This is a genomic window from Rickettsia endosymbiont of Cantharis rufa (assembly GCF_964026445.1).
Lineage (GTDB): Bacteria > Pseudomonadota > Alphaproteobacteria > Rickettsiales > Rickettsiaceae > Rickettsia.
The window spans coordinates 1,269,209-1,287,374 of record NZ_OZ032150.1 but is presented as its reverse complement, the minus strand read 5'-3'; the positions used below and the strand labels follow the sequence as shown (position 1 = coordinate 1,287,374).

The window sequence follows — 18,166 nt, the reverse complement described above, 5'->3', positions numbered from 1 at the left end:
GGTTTAATGATAGCATTTAACGAATTAGAAAAATTACTCGGTTATAGTTTCAAAAATAAAGAGCTTTTAATAGAGGCGTTAAGTCACCCGTCTTTAAGACAACATCATGAGTACAAGGATGATAAAGATTATGAGCGGTTGGAATTTTTAGGTGATGCAGTATTAAATTTAGTAATTACAGAAATTTTATTTAGTAGTTTTAAAGATTATAACGAAGGGAATTTAGCTAAAATTAGATCATATTTAGTTTGTAAAGAAACAATATGTATGGTTGGTGCTAAGCTTACTCTAAAAGATTATATAATTATGACTCATGGTGAAGAAGTAGCAGGTGGGCGTGATAACCCTAATAATATAGAAAATACTACAGAAGCTTTGATCGCTGCTATATATCTTGATAGCGATATTGAAACAACTCATAATATTATCGGGAAATTATGGGTAGAATTTATAAATGTTAAAGATTTGACGGATTATGACCCAAAAACTGCTTTACAAGAATGGACTCAAGCTAGAGAACATCATCTACCCATATATCAACTCATTAAAAGAGAGGGAGTAGCTCATTCATCAATTTTTACGGTTCTTGTAAAAGTAAAAGATTATGAACAAACAGGTGTTGGTCACTCGATAAAAGAAGCAGAGAAAGACGCAGCTAGAAGCTTATTGCATGGGCTTAAGTTATTATGATGGATAAGCAGCAGCGCCAAAAAACAATTTCGGTTTGTATAATCGGTAGACCAAATAGCGGGAAGTCTACTTTATTAAATAGAATAATCGGTGAGAAGCTTTCAATAGTTACCCCAAAAGTTCAAACTACTAGGTCAATTATTACCGGTATTATTACTTTAAAGAATACGCAGGTAATTTTATACGATACGCCCGGTATATTTGAGCCGAAAGGAACGCTCGAAAAAGCGATGGTCAGATGTGCTTGGTCAAGTTTGCATAATGCCGATATAGTTATGTTGATTATCGATAGTTTAAAGCCGTTTGATGATATAACACGTAATATTTTAGATAAACTTCGTTCACTTAATATTGTGCCGGTATTTTTATTGAACAAAATAGATGTTACGTCAAAATATCTAGATGAGATTAACGCTTTTTTAACAGGAAATCATCCTGATGGTTTAGTTTTTCCTATCTCTGCGCTATCGGGCAAAAATATTGATGGATTACTTGAATATATAACAAGTAAGGCAAAAATTTCTCCTTGGCTTTATGCAGAAGACGATATAACGGATTTACCGATGCGTTTTATTGCGGCAGAAATCACAAGAGAGCAATTATTTTTTAATTTACAGCAAGAACTCCCATATAAACTAACTGTACAAACCGAAAAATGGGAAGAGCTTAAAGACAAATCAGTAAAAATTAATCAGGTTATAATAGTATCAAGAGAAAGTTACAAAACTATAATTCTCGGTAAAAATGGCTCTAAAATTAAGGGGATTGGAGCAAAATCCCGAATGCAAATGGAGAAATTCTTCGGCTTTCCCGTTCATTTATTCCTGTTTGTTAAGGTTCGTGAGTTGTGGGAGAATAACCAAGAATTTTATCAGTATATGAAGATATGATCAATTTAAGCGTCATTACGAGGAAAATTACGAAGTAATTGACGAAGCGACCTCGGGATATTTGATAAGATTGCCACGCTCCTTACAGTCGCTTGCAATGACGATTTCAAAAAAATAATATTAAAAAAATAATCATGATAGTACTTGGGATTGATCCGGCACTTGGGAGTCTTGGATGGGCTGTGGTTGCAAAGGATACCGCAAAGCTGAAATATTTAGCTAGCGGTACTATTAAAACCAGCAGCAAAGATGAAATACATAATAGACTTGCGTTTATCAATAATACGTTAGAAAAAGTAATATTAGAATATAAACCTGATATGGCAGTGATTGAAGAAACATTTGTTAATACTAATAACGTGACTTCGTTAAAGCTTGGCTATGCTAGAGGTGCGATAATGTCGCTAATTGGTAGATATAATCTGGACATGCGGGAGTTTAAACCTAATACGATAAAAAAAACCGTGACCGGTTATGGGCATGCAGAGAAAGACCAGATTTTGCATATGATCAAGCTTTTACTGCCTGGAACTTCCGCTATTACTAACTCTGATGAAGCTGATGCCGTAGCAATCGCTTATACTTGTCATGTTATGAGAGTTTAGATGAACGATTTTAACCCGGTTATAATATTAGTTGCACCGCAAATGGGTGAGAATATCGGTGCTACTGCAAGAGCAATGAAGAATTTTGGCCTAAATGAGCTTAGAATCATAACCCCAAGAGACGGCTGGCCAAATGAGCAAGCACGTAGTAATGCAGTCGGAGCGGTTAATATTATAGATAATGCAAAAGTTTATGATAGCCTTGAGGATAGTATTAAAGACCTCGAATATTTATACGCCACTACTTGTATTAAAAGGACTATGAATAAAGATTATGTATTTTCACAAAATCTGCCCTTAGATTATCCAAATTCTGAAAAAGTCGGGATAATGTTCGGGAGGGAAAATAACGGGCTTAGTAATGAAGAAATCGTACTTTCCAATAAGATTATCACTATTAATACAACTGAATTTAGCTCACTAAATATTGCCCAAGCGGTTATTATAATATGCTATGAATTGTTCCGCAATTCTATGCCTAGAGAGGATATATATAACATTCAAAAATTAACTACTAAAGAAGAAATAGAACATTTCCTAACAAATTTATTCGAAAAACTCGATAAAGTCGGGTTCTTCAAAGCTCCTGACAAAAAGCCTGCTATGAAGCAAAATATCACTAACATATTTACACGTATAAACAACCTTTCGTCCCCAGAAGTTCAAATCTTGCATGGTATTATAAAGTCGTTGAATCGATAATATTTAGTAATTTTTTAAGTTCAGTAGCATAATTTTTGGCCGCACCTCCATTTTACAGATGTGGATATTAAAAGGCTATACGTTCAATAAGAGTTCCGATGACTTTATCATGAATATCCAATGACTTGGAAAAACAAATTGTTTTACGTGTCAGTCTTTTGCATCTTGTTCTAAGATTTAAGTTACCCCGTTCTATCCGTTGAGTATATTTTTTACTAACAATGTGTTTTTTGGGATCTAATAACCTAGCATAACTTCCCCATCCATCTGTAAAGTAAAAAGTAACCTTAAAATCCTCCAGTTTTTTTCAGTAATGATTCTGATGTGCTATCACATCTTGTACCAAAAGTATAAGCAACTACTTTTAACAAAATCTTATCCAAAGAATATCAAAGCCATCTTTGTTTGGATTTATTCTGTACATAAGACCATTGTTCATCTATTTCAGGAGCAATAATTACTTCTATCGTATTGATAGAATGATTTATCTTTTTTAACGCTAGATTTTTTTTAAAACACGGATAACCGTATTGATACCCACTTTTAATACTCTTACTGTATCCCTAACTCCAGAGCCATTGATTGACATATCTACTATCTGAGCCTTGACTCCAGGCTTAGAGGCATTATTAATATATTACAGTTAAAAATATCGATTACACTGCTTGCATTGATATCTCTGTTGTTTTGAAATTGAATATCCCGCCTTTACTACTTTTTCTGTGTCGTTATAATATCTACACTTAACATCTATTCTTGATCTACACTTAACATATATTCTTGCCATAACTCCTTAACTATAATTCTCTCTTATTACTGTTTGAGGATTATAGACTATTCATGCTAAGCTGCAATACGGGGGCGCGGCCTATGATTGTATACCTTTATCTATATAATTACCAGCTTTTGACTAAAGATTTAATAATTTCAGCTACTCTTTCTGCTTCATTTAAAGGTTTATAGTTATATTCCCCCAGCATCGTTACTGACTCATCAAAAATTCTTGCTATTTTCTGCTCCACTAATTGCTTTATAAAAATTTTATGCTTTGAGGAATTAAAGTTTGGTGGGCAGAATATATAAAGAGGTTTACCGCTTGAAGCCGCTTCACTGCACATTGAAATCGAGTCGGCTGTAGAGATTATATATTTCGCATTAGCAAGCATAGCTATATAGGGATTATATCCTGTGTCTTCATTCGGGTCATAAATAATTACAGAAACCGGCATGTTATTTTTAATAATAGATTTTACGGCTTGTGGTGTACGTCTACTGAAAGTAATGAAAAACGGTATTTTTTGATTAGTATATATTTTATTTAATAATGAAGAAAATAAAACTGCCTCATCTCCGTTAAAATTGAATTTTTTATTATTACCACCGATCATCACTGCGATAAACTGTTTAAGATTAGGATAATGCTTGTGTAGTTCTAGACTTGCGGCAGTAAATTTAGCGGTTACGTTGTTAATAGCTCCGCTGATGGGGATTGTCATTCCGCGACTTGATCGCGGAATCCAGTCCTCTTTAATTTTTTTTTGGATACCGTGGTCAAGCCACGGGATGACATTCTGGTTATTACTCAAATCATGATAAGGTAGAATAACGGTAGCAAATGCGTCATAAGGCAAGGAGGGCTGCATTATTTGTATTAAATTGATATCCTTTTTGAGTTTCTTTTTTAAATAAAATGCTAAAACTGCTGTTCTTCTTCCGGCAGTTATTATTATATCAGGTAAAGGTTCTGCTATGATATCCTGTAATAATTCACTTTTTATATGAATAGGATAATATTTTAGTAAAAAATTCGGTAATTTAGCTAAGCAATTATATTGAAGTTTAATTAAAGTGTAATCTGTAGCTAATTTTGGTGCTGTTGTATGACTTGATTCTTCAGTTGTCATCCCGCGACTTGACCGCGGGATCCAGCTAAAAATACTAATATTATTAGTATTTTTAGTTATTTTTTGGATACCGTGGTCAAGCCACGGTATGACACCGAGTGGGTTTTCCGAGTTATGCAACAATGCCGTTAATTTTTCAGCAAGTGCAATAGCCTGATGTGTGTTTCCTGTTCTATCATCTGCCAATACGTATATTTTCATCATAAATATTTTTCTAAAGGTAATGTTAGCAGGTTGGTAAGAGGTAACGATTTATCGCAAGCATCGGCTATTTGTGATGTGATAGGAATTTGAGCAATTAAAGGTATATTATATTTTTGTGATAAGCGGCTACCGCTATTATTTTCAAGCCTATAACTCATATTCTCAATTATTCCTAGTATCGATAGCCCTAATTTTTGATATAAATCGATAGAGCGTACTACGTCTATTTCTGACATTTTTTGCGGTGTTGTTATAATTATCACGCCGTCTAAATGATAATTCTCCAGCATACTTAAATGTATATCACCGGTCCCCGGCGGCATATCAATAATTAGATAATCTAGATTATCCCATTTTGTTACTGATAATAATTGATGGATAGTTTTACTAGCCATAGGACCACGCCAAATAATTGCCGAATAGTCTTTAACGAAAAAGCCCATAGACAAAATTTGGATATTTCTAGTCGTTACCGGTATTATTCGTCCATCTTTTGTTTGCGGTACTTCGTTAACGCCGAATATGTGAGGAATTGACGGACCATAAATATCTGCATCTACTATCCCGATTCGATGACCTTCAATATTTAACTGCTGAGCAATAAGAGCGGATATTGTAGATTTTCCTACCCCACCTTTTCCTGATGCGACCAAAATAATCTTTTTAACATTTTCTACGAAAAGCTTTGGTTTTTGAGTTTTTTTCTCTGAGATTTTACTACTAGTAAAAATAATTGTTATTTTACCAATATTTGTAATTTCGTTAAGCTTATTAATTGCTTTAGCTTTTATTTCTTCTGCTTCTAACCTATCTTTACCTGATATATCTATGGAAAAACCAATATTATTTCTTTTAATTACTATATCGGATATAACTTTATTTAAAAGTGTGTCGTCTTTAAAGGTAATATGCTGAAGTTTATCGATGATTTGCTTTTGGTGTAAATCCGTCATAATTAATTTTCCTTTTTAAATCTATTAAAGCTCATACCTTGACGTTAAATACTATAGTATATATAATCATTTAATCTTTAAAATAATACAAAAAGCAAATGCTTAATAAAAAATATAGCTCGATTTTAAAAAAATCCCCTTGGAAAGATTTTGATTCTAATAAAGATGATAACATATTTACAAGACCGCGTAAAAATCAATTTAATTTTGATAAATTCCAGTTTCAGTTTAATTTTAATGCCAAAACAATAATTTTAGCTATTGTTGCGATAATTGCTTTATGGCTTGCTTCTGGTATTTATGAAGTAAAAGAAGGTGAAGAAGCGGCGGTAATAAGATTTGGACGCTTTGTGCGTAAGGGCTACCCAGGACTTAATTATCATCTACCCACTCCTTTTGAAAAAATAATAATCGAGAAAGTTAAGCAATCACGCCGAATTGAGATCGGTTATCGTACAAATAGCTCGGTGCGTAGCGGTAATGATAATACTAAAAATATTATCGGTGAAAGTATTATGTTAACCGGTGATGAAAATATCGTTGCTTTAAATTGTGACGTAATGTGGCATATTAATAATCTTGAAGATTTTATCTTTAATGTACAAAAACCTGAGGAAACAGTAAAAGCAACAGTAGAAAGTGCCGTTAGGGAAGTAATAGGCAATACTCCTATTTCTTGGGTATTATCCGATCAAAAGCAAGAGATTACTTATAAGATAGAAAAATTAGCTCAAAAAATACTAGATAGTTATAATGCCGGTGTAATGATTGAAAAGGTACAATTATTAAAAGCCGAGCCACCTTCTGAAGTAATAGACGCTTACAGAGATGTGCAAACTTCAAAGGCCGATAAGGAGAAAGAAATAAATCAGGCTCAGGCCTATAATAATAAAATTTTGCCGGAAGCTAGAGGAGCGGCCGCAAAAATTATAGAGGAAGCGGAAGGATATAAAGAAGAAGTAATATCAAAAGCAGAAGGTGATGGCCAAAGATTTAATGCTATTTATAAACAATATGCTATAGGTAAGCAAGTAACTAGAGATAGGTTATATTTAGAGGTGGCTGAAGAGATATTAAGTGGTTCAAATAAAACGATTATTAATAATGCACTACTGCCGCACATGGATATTAAACCCTAGGATGCCGTATTATTCCTAGCTAAAAGCGGGAATAGTAAACCCATGGAGTCCATAAAACAACTTAGAAATACTAATAATATTAGTATTTCTAACTGGATCCCGCGATCAAGTAGTGGGATGACATTATGGCAGCATAGAATACAAAAAAACAACAGGGAATATTAAATGCAACAAAAGATTTACTATATAATTTTTACAATTGCTTCAGGGCTGATATTGATTTCTAGCTCCTTATTTTCACTTGATCAACGTGAATCCGCGGTGGTGTTTCAGTTTGGTGAAGCAGTTAGAACTATAGAAAAGCCGGGGTTGCATATTAAAATCCCGTTTATTCAAAATGTCGAATTTTTTGATAAGCGTCTTTTGGACGTTGAAGTTGAAGGAAAAGAACTAACGGCGGCTGACGGTAAACGAGTTATTGTTGATGCTTATGCTAAATTTCAAATTAATAATCCGGTAATGTTTTATAAAACGGTGCATGATTATCAAGGCGTGAAAATTAGGCTGACTCGAAATCTTGAATCATCAATGCGTAAGGTAATAGGTAAAGTTTCTCTAAGTAGTCTTTTAACGCAGGAACGTAGTAACGTAATGCTAAATATCTTAAATCAAGTAGATGGAGAAGCTAAAAGCTTTGGTATTGACGTGGTAGATGTTAGAATTTTAAGGGCAGATTTACCGAAAGAAAATAGTGCAGCTATTTATCGCCGCATGCAAACAGCTCGTGAAAAAGAAGCAACCCAAATTAGAGCTGAAGGACAAGAAGAAAGTGTGCGTATTCGTTCAAAAGCAGATAAAGAAAGTAAAATAATACTTGCTATAGCTTATAGAGATGCACAAATTATCAAAGGTGACGGTGATGAGAAAGCAGCAAAAATATATAATTCTGCTTATTCCATCGATCCGGAATTTTACAAATTTTATAGGTCACTTTTAGTATATAAAAATGCTTTAAAGAAAGAGGATACTAATTTTGTAATTTCACCTGAGGCTGAAGTTTTAAAATACCTTAATTTAGCTAAGTAGTATACTCGTCTACCTACTTATCTATTCATGTGGAGTATATGATAAATCTAAAAATATTTCTTATTGTAATAGTTTTAATATCAAGTAACGGTATTCTAGCAAAAGAAAATAATAAGTCTTTAAAAGTAGCGGATCAAGAAGAAAATGAGTTTACGGCAATAAATTCCGCTCCTTTAAAAGTAAGTGAAGCTGCCCGTTATAGTTTTGCCGATATAGTTGAGTCGTTAATTCCAGCAGTCGTTAATATTTCAACAATAGAATATGTTAATAGTAAGTCGGAAAATGCTGAAAAAGACCCTCTGCAAGAAAAAAAACCTTTAGACTTCATTAATGATTTTCTGGAGCGCCTTAATATACCGTTGAATTTGGAAGAGGTCGACCAAACTCCTAAAAGCGTTCCACTTGGCTCAGGATTTATTATTGAGCCTAACGGCTTAATAGTGACAAACTATCATGTAATTGCAAATGTTAATAAAATTAATATAAAACTTGCGGATAATACTGAATTACCAGCTAAATTAATAGGTAGCGATACTAAAACCGATTTAGCCCTCTTAAAAATAGATAGCGACGAACCCCTACCTTTTGTTGAGTTTGGAGATTCAAATGATGCAAGAGTAGGAGACTGGGTTATTGCAATCGGTAATCCGTTTGGTAATCTAGGTGGTACGGTGACAAGCGGTATTATCTCTTCTAAAGGTCGGGATATCGATATAGACACGGATAATATAGTCGATAATTTTATTCAAACGGATGCTGCAATTAATAACGGTAATTCCGGCGGCCCTATGTTTAATTTGGATCAGAAAGTAATCGGCGTAAATACAGCAATTTTCTCACCGCTCGGTACTAATATAGGTATAGGTTTTGCTATTCCTTCAAATACGGCACAACCCATAATCGAACGTCTTAAGAAAGATGGAAAAGTAAGTAGAGGGCGTCTTGGGGTAACAATACAAGATTTAACCGAGGAAATTTCTGAAGGGTTAGGATTGCAAAGTATTAGTGGGGTGTTAGTATCTAAAGTACAAGAAGACGGTCCAGGTGATAAAGCAGGGATTAAAACAGGTGATATAATAATAGAGTTTGCAGATATATCGGTTAAAAATACTAAAAAATTACGTGTAATTATTGCAGATGCTCCTATTGATCAGGAAGTAAAAGTAAAAATACTTCGTGACAAAAAAGAGCTCGAATTACCTATTAAAATTACTACAGATAATGAAGAAGCTACCAAAGGTTCTACAGAACAAGTCAATCAAGAAGAAGTAATAAGCAAAGAAGAAAATAACATATCTTTTACTAAAAGTAATATTACTTTTAGTAATTTGACTGAAGAATTAAGACAAAAATATAATATTCCTAACGATAAAACGGGAGTAGTTATAACTAATATTGATGAAGAGGAAAGCAGTTTCAAAATTGGTGATTTAATAACCAATATTAATCAGGAAAGCATAGAAGATATAAGTAAGCTAAAAGAATTATATGAAAATGCTAAAAAATCTAATAAGCAAAATATTTTGCTTTTGATTGAAAGGGACGATACAAGTGTGTTCGTACCATTATCGGTGGTGTAGAGTACTCGTCGTCATTGCGAGGAAATTATGGAATAATTGATGAAGCAATCTCAGGAGTTTGGAGCGAGATTGCTTCATCAAAATTTTCAATTTTTCCTCGCAATGACGTTAACAATAATAATACCAAAATAATTATGAGTGAAAAAATAGCAATTTTAAGTGCATATAGCTTTGTTAATATAGAAGAGCCGACGAATTTGATACCGAAGATTTTGCTTATTGGTAAAAAAAAATATGTCAGAGGTACTATTTTATTAGCTAATGAAGGTTTTAACGGTTCTTTTTCAGGCTTATATGAAAATGTAAATCTTGTACTCGAAGAACTAATAAAACTAACTAATCCCAAAGATGTTAACGTTAAAATAAATTATAGTGATGTTCATCCTTTTTATAAGTTAAAAGTCAGACTTAAGAGAGAAATTGTAGCGATGAATGTTGATGATTTAAATGTTGATGTGTTTAAAGGCGAATACATAGAGCCGAAAGATTGGGATGAATTTATCACAAAACAAAATGTTATAGTAATAGATACTCGAAATGATTATGAAGTAGAAGTCGGTACATTTAAATCAGCAATTAATCCTAATACCAAGACATTTAAACAGTTTCCGGCTTGGGTTCAGCAGAATCAAGAATTACTTAGAGGTAAGAAAATTGCTATGGTTTGTACGGGTGGTATCAGGTGTGAAAAATCCACCAGCTTACTTAAAAGCATAGGTTATGAAGAGGTGTATCATCTAAAAGGTGGTATATTGCAATATTTAGAAGATACACAAAACAAGAATAATTTATGGCAAGGCGAGTGTTTTGTCTTTGATGATAGAAGAGCAGTGGCGGATGATTTATCGCCGGCTGAGGGATTTTGTCATTCCCGCGTAGGTGGGAATCCAGTGCCTTAAAGCTTTTTTAAAGAGCTCGATTTATCTCGCTTTACGTTGGATTCCTGCCTACGCGGGAATGATATAAACGAGCTAGGACCAGCCACGAGATGACAACGGAAAATATTAATAGCATGACTAAAACCAAACAAGAAATTTATAATAGGCGTCCGACCTCGCCACACTTAAGCATATACAAACCACAAATAAGTTCTACGTTATCGATTTTGCATCGTATGACCGGTGTAGCTTTATTTTTTGCGGTGTCAATCTTGACTTGGTGGTTGATTCTTAGTAAATATGACAATAATTATTTACAGCTTGCTAATTGTTGCATTATAAAAATATGCTTAGTAGCCGTTAGCTACACTTGGTTTTATCATTTATGTAACGGCATCAGGCATTTATTTTGGGATATCGGTTACGGTTTTTTTATAAAAGTCGTTAATATCACCGGTTGGTGTGTAGTTGTATGCTCTATATTATTAACTATATTGCTATGGATATGAAAATATTGTAAAGATATTGGTTTTTCTATTGTCATCCCGCGACTTGATCGCGGGATCCAAAAAATAATTCATAACTTAATAAAATGAAAGAATATTATGTTTATATACTTTTTAATAAATGTAACGGTACTCTATAATGTAGGCGTTACTTCAGATATTATAAAACGTACTTGGCAACATAAGTATAAGATAAGAAAAGATTTTACTACAAAATACGATATAGATAAACTAGTTTATTTTGAACAATTTAATAATGCTAATCTTGCAATTGGGTGTGAAAAGCGTTTAAAGGTATACAAGAGGAAGTGGAAATTAGATTTAATTAACCCTAGTAATCCAAGTTGGCATGGTTTGTATGAAGATATTCTAAAATAAATTATGCTTTATTAATAATAAGTTTTTTTGGATACCGCGATCAAGTCGCGATATGACAGCATAACAGAAAAAATGTGTTTAGAGAAAATTAATGGTATATGATTTTAAAGCAGAAATCGTAAAAGCAAAGGGGCAGGGAACCGCTAAAAGCGGTTCTCATCACTGGCTGTTACAAAGAATAACGGGTATTATATTAGCTTTATGCTCTGTGTGGTTAATATATTTTACGTTAACCAACAAAAACAATGATATAAATATCATTATGTGGGAGCTCAAAAAGCCTTTTAATACAGTAGCATTGTTAATTACGGTGGCTATTTCATTGTATCATGCGATGCTTGGTATGCGTGTAGTGATTGAGGATTATATAAATTGTCACAAATTACGTAATACATTGATTATAATAGTGCAATTATTTTGCATTGTGACTATTGTAGCTTTTGTAGTAGCGATGTTTTATAGGGGGTAATCTTGTGTGTTTTTTATGCCATTCCTGCGAAAGCAGGAATCCAGAAAAAAATTATAAATACAGCAAATTTTTGAAATTAAAAGCTCGATTTATTTCGCTTTATGCTGGATTCCTGCTTTCGCAGGAATGACATAAGCAACGTTCGTAGCAACAACATCGAATGAAATTAAATAGTAAAAAATTAACTTAATGACCAAAGCATATAATATCATTCATCATAAATTTGACATTGTTGTCGTAGGTGCCGGTGGAGCGGGTCTTCGTTCTGCATTCGGTATGGCCAAAGAAGGGCTAAATACCGCTTGTATAACTAAGTTGTTTCCGACTCGTAGTCATACTGTTGCTGCTCAGGGTGGAATCAGCGCAGCCCTTGGAAATATGGGAGAAGATGATTGGCGTTGGCATATGTATGATACGGTAAAAGGCTCAGACTGGCTAGGTGATCAAGATGCCATCGAATATATGTGTAAGAACGCTCCCGATGCGATTTTAGAGCTAGAACATTACGGCGTACCTTTCTCAAGAACCGAAGAGGGAAAGATTTATCAGCGTCCTTTTGGTGGTATGACGACAGAGTATGGTAAAGGAAAAGCAGCCCAGCGTACATGTGCTGCGGCAGATCGTACGGGGCATGCCATACTTCATACTTTATATCAGCAATCATTGAAGCATAAAGTACAGTTTTTTGTTGAATATTTTGCTATTGATTTATTGATGGAAGATGGTGAATGTAGAGGTGTAGTTGCGTGGAATTTAGACGATGGTAGCCTGCATTGTTTTAGAGCTCATAATGTAGTGCTTGCAACGGGTGGATACGGGCGTGCTTATTTTTCGGCTACTTCTGCACATACTTGTACAGGTGATGGGGGCGGCATGGCAATTAGAGCCGGTCTGCCGCTGCAAGATATGGAGTTTGTGCAGTTTCATCCGACCGGTATATATTCGGCCGGTTGTCTTATCACCGAGGGAGCAAGAGGTGAAGGGGGGTATCTCGTTAATGCAAACGGTGAGCGTTTTATGGAACGTTACGCTCCTGCTGCAAAGGATTTAGCTTCAAGAGACGTAGTTTCAAGAGCAATGACCATAGAAATCAGAGAAGGGCGAGGAGTCGGTGAGAATAAAGACTATGTATTTTTGCATTTAAATCATTTATCGCCTGAGATTCTACATAGTCGTTTGCCCGGTATCTCCGAGACTGCTAAAATTTTTGCCGGTGTGGATGTCACTAAAGAGCCGATACCGGTACTTCCTACGGTCCATTATAATATGGGCGGGATACCGACGAATTATCGCGGTCAAGTCATTATTAAAGACGGTGCAAATCATAATAGCGTAGTAAAGGGGCTTATGGCAATCGGTGAAGCTGCTTGTGTATCGGTACACGGTGCTAATCGTTTAGGGTCAAACTCTTTACTTGATTTAGTAGTATTCGGTAGAAGCTCTGCATTAAAAGCAGCCGAGCTTATTAGCCCCGCAAGCCCCCATAAGCCGTTAAAAGAAGAAAGTCTTGAAAAAGTTATAAATAGGTTTGATAAAGTTCGTTATAGCAGCGGTAATATTTTAGTTGCAGACTTAAGACTTAAAATGCAAAGAACTATGCAAAGTCATGCTTCGGTATTCAGAACTCAAGAGGTACTAGATGAAGGAGTAGAAATGATTAGCGAGATAAGAAGTGGTTATAAAGATATAAAAATTAATGATAAATCCTTGATTTGGAATAGTGATTTAGTGGAAAGCCTAGAGCTAGATAATCTTCTTGATCAGGCTTTAGTAACGGTATATTCGGCAGCTGCAAGAAAAGAAAGTAGAGGAGCCCATGCTAGGGAAGATTATCCTGATCGTAACGATGGAGATTGGATGAAACATACTCTTAGCTCTATCGATGAAACTGATAAAGTCATGCTTGATTATAAACCTGTTACTTTAACAACTCTAACCGATGAAGTGAAAGCAGTTCCGCCGGCTAAGAGAGCGTATTAAAATTATTTCTAGTCACTCCGTGGCTTGAACCACGGGGTCCAAAAAATAACTGATAGTGTTTGATGCTTTTACTGGATACCGCGGTCAAGTCGCGGTATGACAAGAAAAAAATATATAAAATATGTTTGAATATTTAATAAAATTCTATCCTAAAATCCTTTTCATTGTAGAGGGGACTTTAGTTACTTTAAAATATAGCGTTATTGCCGTTATATTTGGTTTAGTGATAGGGATGTTACTGGCAATTTGCAAGGTAAGTAAGAATCGTGGTATAAGATTTTTTGCTGATTTGTATACTTCTATTTTTAGAGGAACACCTTTATTAATTCAGTTAAGTATTATTTATTTTGCATCGCCTTATATAATAGGTATTAAGTTTAGCGTGTTTATGGCAGGGGCCATTTCCTTTTCTCTTAATTCAGGCGCATATGTTTCCGAAGTAATCAGGGCGGGGATTAATGCAATCGATAAAGGTCAGTTTGAGGCAGCCGAGGCTCTTGCTATTCCAAGATTTTTAATAATGAAAGATATAATTTTACCGCAAGCAGTTAAAAATATTTTTCCCTCATTAGTAAATGAGCTTGTAAATTTAATTAAAGAATCAGCTATTATTTCTATGCTTGGTGAAATGGATTTAATGCGTAGAGCACAAGTTGTATCAATTGAAACATATAATTACTTTTTTCCAATGTTTATTGCTGCTTGCTGTTATTATATTTTAGTTATGTTAATCAGCTTTATAGCAAAAATAATTGAAAAAAAATGATTGTTAATTAAAACATACTTGCTTTTATGGAAAAAGTAATTATAATTTAAATTTAGTGTAATTTACAAATAATTTAAAATTAAAGGGTAGAAACATTTTCTACCCTTTAATTTTCGTATATATAAGTTTTTTTGGAGTGTTCATTTTAATGCCGACATATAATCAATTAGTACGTTTTGGAAGAAAGTCAAAAACTCGTAAGACCAAATCTCCTGCCCTAGAGGCTAATCCTTTTAAAAGTGGTGTTTGCTTAGTTGTAAAAACCGTTACCCCTAAAAAGCCTAACTCTGCACTTCGTAAGATTGCAACGGTGCGTTTAAGTAATAAAAGAACAGTAAATGCATATATTCCTGGTGAAAAGCATAGTGTAAAGGAGCATGACAGGGTGTTAGTAAGAGGTGGCCAAGTTCCTGATCTTCCAGGGGTGAAGTATCATATTGTACTCGGTGCTTATGATATTGCTGGAGTTAAAGGACGTAAGCAAGGTCGTTCACGTTATGGCGCTCCCCGTAAACAAGTTGCAGTTACAAAAAAATAAATTATTAGTTAGAGAGAAAAAATAAAATGTCACGTCGTCATGCCGCGGAAAAGCGAGTAATTTTACCTGATATGAAATATAACAGCACTTTGCTGTCAAGATTTATCAATAATATTATGAAAGAAGGGAAGAAAGTTCTTGCAGAGAAAATTGTCTATTCAGCTTTTAATAAAATTGAAAAGAAGCATAGAGTTGATCCGTATCAAACCTTTAATAATGCTATGCATAACGTAAAGCCGCATTTAGAAGTAACTTCGGTTAGAGTGGGTGGAGCTAATTATCAAGTTCCGACTCATGTTGATGAAAGAAGGGGATATGCTCTTGCTAGCCGTTGGATTATTAATGCTGCGTCAAAACGTTCTGAAAAAATGATGATTGATAAACTTGCTGAAGAGTTGTTTGAAGCTTCTAATAACAGAGGCGTCGCCATTAAGAAGAAAGAAGATACTCATAAAATGGCTGAAGCTAACAAAGCCTTCTCTCATTTTAGCCCTAAAAAAATGAAATAAGGTAGGGTAATATGAGTAAAATAAACAAACTTGAGCATATTCGTAATATAGGTATATGCGCCCACATCGATGCCGGTAAGACTACAACTACCGAACGTATTTTATATTATACCGGTAAATCACATAAAATAGGTGAAGTTCATGAGGGTGGTGCTACCATGGACTGGATGGAACAGGAGCAGGAGCGTGGTATAACCATTACTTCGGCTGCTACTACCTGTAGATGGAAAGATAAGATAATCAATATTATCGATACTCCCGGACACGTCGACTTTACTATCGAAGTAGAGCGCTCGCTTCGCGTTCTTGACGGTGCAGTTGCAGTATTTGACGGCGTGGCAGGCGTTGAACCGCAGTCAGAAACGGTTTGGAGACAAGCAGATAAATATAACGTTCCTAGAATGTGTTTTGTTAATAAAATGGACAGAATGGGAGCGGATTTTTATAGATGCGTTGAAATGATCAAAGATCGTTTAGGAGCAAAACCGGTTGTTATTCAGTTACCTGTAGGAATTGAAGAGAATTTTAAAGGTATAATTGATATTGTTAAGATGAAAGCGGTGATTTGGAAAGATGAATCACTCGGAGCTGAGTATTTTGAAGAAGATATACCTTCTGATATGAAAGATAAAGCTGAAGAATATCGTGCTAAATTACTTGATATGGTTGTTGAGTTAGATGACACTATCATGGAAAAATATTTATCTGGTGAAGAAGTAACAGAAGAAGAGATTAAAAGATTAATCAGAAAAGGTACTATTTCAGCAGCTTTTTATCCGATTTTATGCGGTAGTGCTTTTAAAAATAAAGGAGTACAACCCTTACTTGATGCCGTAGTAGATTTTCTACCTTCGCCTATTGATATAGGTATAGTGAAAGGTATGGAAGTAAATATCGGTGAAGAAAAAGATTTTCCCATTTCAGTAACTGAGCCTTTCTCAGCTTTAGCATTTAAAATTATGAATGACCCGTTTGTCGGTTCATTAACTTTTATTAGAATATATTCAGGTAAAATTGCTTCAGGAACAACTGTTATTAATACCGTAAAGAATAAAAGAGAAAAAATCGGCAGAATGCTATTAATGCATGCTAATAACCGTGAAGACGTAAAAGAAGCGTCGGCAGGTGATATAGTAGCGTTAGCAGGGCTTAAAGATACTACTACGGGTGATACGTTATCTGATGCTGACAAGCAAGTAATCTTGGAAAGAATGGAATTTCCGGAACCGGTTATTGAGCTTGCGGTAGAGCCTAAATCAACAGCTGATCAAGAAAAAATGGGCTTAGCACTTTCTCGCTTAGCAGCAGAAGATCCGTCATTTAGAGTTTCAACAGATCATGAAACAGGACAAACAGTGATAAAAGGAATGGGGGAACTCCACTTAGAAATTATCATTGATCGTATGAGAAGAGAGTTTAAGGTTGAAGCAAATATCGGAGCTCCTCAAGTAGCATATCGTGAGACTATAACTAAGTCTTGTGAAATCGATTATACTCATAAGAAACAATCCGGTGGTGCAGGGCAATTTGCGCGTGTAAAAATTATTTTTGAACCTCTAAAAGATGTGAAAGATCTAAAGGATGAAGATAAAAACAAAACTTTTGTTTTTGAAAGTAAAATTGTCGGCGGATCAGTACCTAAAGAATATATTCCGGGTGTTGAAAAAGGATTGAATAATATTAGAGAAACCGGTGTCATTGCCGGATACCCTATGATTGACTTTAAAGCTACTTTGATTGATGGAACTTTCCATGATGTGGATTCTAGTGTACTTGCGTTTGAAATTGCTGCAAAGGCAGCATTTAGAGAAGGGATGCCGAAAGGTAATCCTAAATTACTTGAGCCGATTATGAAAGTTGAAGTTATCACTCCTGATGAATATATGGGTGATATTATAGGCGATTTAAATAGTCGTAGAGGGCAAATCCAAAGTATGGATCCAAGAGGAAATGCTCAGGTAGTTACCGCAAATGTTCCTTTAGCGGAAATGTTTGGTTATGTTAATACGCTTAGGTCTTTATCTCAAGGTAGATCTCAGTTTAGTATGACATTTTCTCACTATGATCAAGTACCGAGTCAGGTAGCTGATATTATTAAAACTAAAAAATAATTTAGGGGCCTAATTAGATATAATTAATGTCACGTCTTGCAAAGATAAATGTTGTTTTACAGTGATAGCTTAAAAATTAGAAGTACCGATTATTATAGTAATTTTTTAATAATAACAAATATTTTTAATAAACTTATTGATTTTTTATTAAAAATATGATAGGAGTGTAGCTCAATTGGTAGAGCGCCGGTCTCCAAAACCGGAGGTTGCGGGTTCGATGCCTGTCGCTCCTGCCATTATAGATTTAGAGCTTTTTTGCTATAAAATATGGACTTTTACAAAATTCGCTCATAAAGAGAGGAATTTGAAAGTGATGCTCCACTTCACTAGTACGTGAG

21 protein-coding genes and 1 tRNA gene are annotated in these 18,166 nt (G+C 34.6%); 17 read left to right on the top strand and 5 right to left on the bottom strand.

Annotated elements, in window-relative coordinates; genetic code table 11:
* Nucleotides 1–6 precede the first annotated feature (6 nt).
* The 4 genes from rnc to AAGD46_RS07295 all read left to right on the top strand — a co-directional run bounded on the left by rnc (nt 7) and on the right by AAGD46_RS07295 (nt 2,887).
* Nucleotides 7–690 carry a ribonuclease III gene (gene rnc / locus AAGD46_RS07310; protein WP_341787126.1) on the top strand — a complete coding sequence of 228 codons (684 nt, stop codon included), beginning with the start codon at nt 7–9 and terminating at the stop codon, nt 688–690.
* Nucleotides 690–1,580, top strand: coding sequence for a GTPase Era (era, locus tag AAGD46_RS07305; protein WP_341787941.1), 891 nt, complete (start codon nt 690–692; stop codon nt 1,578–1,580). The genes rnc and era overlap by 1 nt, the downstream gene beginning before the upstream one ends.
* A gap of 134 nt (nt 1,581–1,714) precedes the next feature.
* Nucleotides 1,715–2,185 (top strand): crossover junction endodeoxyribonuclease RuvC, encoded by a 471-nt coding sequence (ruvC, locus tag AAGD46_RS07300; protein WP_341787125.1) that lies wholly within the window; start codon nt 1,715–1,717, stop codon nt 2,183–2,185.
* The gene (locus AAGD46_RS07295; RefSeq protein ID WP_341787124.1) at nt 2,186–2,887 is read left to right on the top strand and encodes an RNA methyltransferase; all 702 of its coding nucleotides are present in this window, start codon (nt 2,186–2,188) and stop codon (nt 2,885–2,887) included.
* A gap of 67 nt (nt 2,888–2,954) precedes the next feature.
* Here the strand turns inward: AAGD46_RS07295 and AAGD46_RS09700 are convergent, their stop codons facing one another.
* The 5 genes from AAGD46_RS09700 to AAGD46_RS07280 form a co-directional block, all read right to left on the bottom strand.
* The gene (locus AAGD46_RS09700; protein ID WP_410525955.1) at nt 2,955–3,188 is read right to left on the bottom strand and encodes an IS1 family transposase; all 234 of its coding nucleotides are present in this window, start codon (nt 3,186–3,188) and stop codon (nt 2,955–2,957) included.
* Nucleotides 3,189–3,276: 88 nt separating this feature from the next.
* Nucleotides 3,277–3,330, bottom strand: a complete 54-nt coding sequence (locus tag AAGD46_RS09695; RefSeq protein WP_410525952.1) for a hypothetical protein — start codon at nt 3,328–3,330, stop codon at nt 3,277–3,279.
* Nucleotides 3,331–3,386: 56 nt separating this feature from the next.
* On the bottom strand, nt 3,387–3,476 hold the full coding sequence (locus AAGD46_RS09690) for an IS1-like element transposase (protein ID WP_341786649.1): 90 nt from the start codon (nt 3,474–3,476) through the stop codon (nt 3,387–3,389).
* Between the two features lie 307 nt (nt 3,477–3,783).
* Nucleotides 3,784–4,911, bottom strand: a complete 1,128-nt coding sequence (locus tag AAGD46_RS07285; RefSeq protein ID WP_410525991.1) for a mitochondrial fission ELM1 family protein — start codon at nt 4,909–4,911, stop codon at nt 3,784–3,786.
* An 80-nt stretch (nt 4,912–4,991) separates the two neighbouring features.
* Complete coding sequence (locus AAGD46_RS07280) at nt 4,992–5,948, bottom strand: Mrp/NBP35 family ATP-binding protein (RefSeq protein ID WP_341787123.1); 957 nt, start codon at nt 5,946–5,948, stop codon at nt 4,992–4,994.
* Between the two features lie 98 nt (nt 5,949–6,046).
* Between AAGD46_RS07280 and hflK the strand changes: the two genes are divergently transcribed.
* The 13 genes from hflK to AAGD46_RS07215 all read left to right on the top strand — a co-directional run bounded on the left by hflK (nt 6,047) and on the right by AAGD46_RS07215 (nt 18,064).
* Nucleotides 6,047–7,087, top strand: a complete 1,041-nt coding sequence (gene hflK, locus AAGD46_RS07275; RefSeq protein WP_341787122.1) for an FtsH protease activity modulator HflK — start codon at nt 6,047–6,049, stop codon at nt 7,085–7,087.
* Between the two features lie 165 nt (nt 7,088–7,252).
* Nucleotides 7,253–8,113, top strand: coding sequence for a protease modulator HflC (locus tag AAGD46_RS07270; RefSeq protein ID WP_341787120.1), 861 nt, complete (start codon nt 7,253–7,255; stop codon nt 8,111–8,113).
* 38 nt (nt 8,114–8,151) lie between these two features.
* Nucleotides 8,152–9,693 carry a Do family serine endopeptidase gene (locus AAGD46_RS07265; protein WP_341787119.1) on the top strand — a complete coding sequence of 514 codons (1,542 nt, stop codon included), beginning with the start codon at nt 8,152–8,154 and terminating at the stop codon, nt 9,691–9,693.
* 134 nt (nt 9,694–9,827) lie between these two features.
* Nucleotides 9,828–10,592, top strand: coding sequence for a rhodanese domain-containing protein (locus AAGD46_RS07260; protein WP_341787939.1), 765 nt, complete (start codon nt 9,828–9,830; stop codon nt 10,590–10,592).
* Nucleotides 10,593–10,705: 113 nt separating this feature from the next.
* Nucleotides 10,706–11,080 (top strand): succinate dehydrogenase, cytochrome b556 subunit, encoded by a 375-nt coding sequence (gene sdhC / locus AAGD46_RS07255; RefSeq protein ID WP_341787938.1) that lies wholly within the window; start codon nt 10,706–10,708, stop codon nt 11,078–11,080.
* Between the two features lie 96 nt (nt 11,081–11,176).
* On the top strand, nt 11,177–11,455 hold the full coding sequence (locus AAGD46_RS07250) for a GIY-YIG nuclease family protein (protein ID WP_341787118.1): 279 nt from the start codon (nt 11,177–11,179) through the stop codon (nt 11,453–11,455).
* A 91-nt stretch (nt 11,456–11,546) separates the two neighbouring features.
* Complete coding sequence (sdhD, locus tag AAGD46_RS07245; protein WP_341787117.1) at nt 11,547–11,924, top strand: succinate dehydrogenase, hydrophobic membrane anchor protein; 378 nt, start codon at nt 11,547–11,549, stop codon at nt 11,922–11,924.
* Between the two features lie 189 nt (nt 11,925–12,113).
* A complete protein-coding gene (gene sdhA / locus AAGD46_RS07240; RefSeq protein WP_341787116.1) occupies nt 12,114–13,904 on the top strand; it encodes a succinate dehydrogenase flavoprotein subunit in 1,791 nt (596 codons plus the stop codon).
* A gap of 121 nt (nt 13,905–14,025) precedes the next feature.
* Nucleotides 14,026–14,670, top strand: a complete 645-nt coding sequence (locus AAGD46_RS07235; protein ID WP_341787115.1) for an amino acid ABC transporter permease — start codon at nt 14,026–14,028, stop codon at nt 14,668–14,670.
* A gap of 148 nt (nt 14,671–14,818) precedes the next feature.
* Nucleotides 14,819–15,208 (top strand): 30S ribosomal protein S12, encoded by a 390-nt coding sequence (gene rpsL / locus AAGD46_RS07230; RefSeq protein WP_341787114.1) that lies wholly within the window; start codon nt 14,819–14,821, stop codon nt 15,206–15,208.
* 26 nt (nt 15,209–15,234) lie between these two features.
* Nucleotides 15,235–15,717 carry a 30S ribosomal protein S7 gene (gene rpsG / locus AAGD46_RS07225; RefSeq protein WP_341787113.1) on the top strand — a complete coding sequence of 161 codons (483 nt, stop codon included), beginning with the start codon at nt 15,235–15,237 and terminating at the stop codon, nt 15,715–15,717.
* A gap of 11 nt (nt 15,718–15,728) precedes the next feature.
* Nucleotides 15,729–17,828, top strand: a complete 2,100-nt coding sequence (gene fusA / locus AAGD46_RS07220; RefSeq protein ID WP_341787112.1) for an elongation factor G — start codon at nt 15,729–15,731, stop codon at nt 17,826–17,828.
* A 160-nt stretch (nt 17,829–17,988) separates the two neighbouring features.
* Nucleotides 17,989–18,064 (top strand) — tRNA-Trp (locus tag AAGD46_RS07215).
* The last annotated feature ends 102 nt before the right edge of the window (nt 18,065–18,166 follow it).

What these genes read in the sequence shown, in the direction of transcription:
- rnc (WP_341787126.1), top strand. Translation starts at nt 7, where the DNA reads ATGATAGCATTTAACGAATTAGAAAAATTACTCGGTTATAGTTTCAAA.
- era (WP_341787941.1), top strand. Translation starts at nt 690, where the DNA reads ATGGATAAGCAGCAGCGCCAAAAAACAATTTCGGTTTGTATAATCGGT.
- ruvC (WP_341787125.1), top strand. Translation starts at nt 1,715, where the DNA reads ATGATAGTACTTGGGATTGATCCGGCACTTGGGAGTCTTGGATGGGCT.
- AAGD46_RS07295 (WP_341787124.1), top strand. Translation starts at nt 2,186, where the DNA reads ATGAACGATTTTAACCCGGTTATAATATTAGTTGCACCGCAAATGGGT.
- AAGD46_RS09690 (WP_341786649.1), bottom strand. Translation starts at nt 3,476, where the DNA reads ATGTCAATCAATGGCTCTGGAGTTAGGGATACAGTAAGAGTATTAAAA.
- AAGD46_RS07280 (WP_341787123.1), bottom strand. Translation starts at nt 5,948, where the DNA reads ATGACGGATTTACACCAAAAGCAAATCATCGATAAACTTCAGCATATT.
- hflK (WP_341787122.1), top strand. Translation starts at nt 6,047, where the DNA reads ATGCTTAATAAAAAATATAGCTCGATTTTAAAAAAATCCCCTTGGAAA.
- AAGD46_RS07270 (WP_341787120.1), top strand. Translation starts at nt 7,253, where the DNA reads ATGCAACAAAAGATTTACTATATAATTTTTACAATTGCTTCAGGGCTG.
- AAGD46_RS07265 (WP_341787119.1), top strand. Translation starts at nt 8,152, where the DNA reads ATGATAAATCTAAAAATATTTCTTATTGTAATAGTTTTAATATCAAGT.
- AAGD46_RS07260 (WP_341787939.1), top strand. Translation starts at nt 9,828, where the DNA reads ATGAGTGAAAAAATAGCAATTTTAAGTGCATATAGCTTTGTTAATATA.
- sdhC (WP_341787938.1), top strand. Translation starts at nt 10,706, where the DNA reads ATGACTAAAACCAAACAAGAAATTTATAATAGGCGTCCGACCTCGCCA.
- AAGD46_RS07250 (WP_341787118.1), top strand. Translation starts at nt 11,177, where the DNA reads ATGTTTATATACTTTTTAATAAATGTAACGGTACTCTATAATGTAGGC.
- sdhD (WP_341787117.1), top strand. Translation starts at nt 11,547, where the DNA reads ATGGTATATGATTTTAAAGCAGAAATCGTAAAAGCAAAGGGGCAGGGA.
- sdhA (WP_341787116.1), top strand. Translation starts at nt 12,114, where the DNA reads ATGACCAAAGCATATAATATCATTCATCATAAATTTGACATTGTTGTC.
- AAGD46_RS07235 (WP_341787115.1), top strand. Translation starts at nt 14,026, where the DNA reads ATGTTTGAATATTTAATAAAATTCTATCCTAAAATCCTTTTCATTGTA.
- rpsL (WP_341787114.1), top strand. Translation starts at nt 14,819, where the DNA reads ATGCCGACATATAATCAATTAGTACGTTTTGGAAGAAAGTCAAAAACT.
- rpsG (WP_341787113.1), top strand. Translation starts at nt 15,235, where the DNA reads ATGTCACGTCGTCATGCCGCGGAAAAGCGAGTAATTTTACCTGATATG.
- fusA (WP_341787112.1), top strand. Translation starts at nt 15,729, where the DNA reads ATGAGTAAAATAAACAAACTTGAGCATATTCGTAATATAGGTATATGC.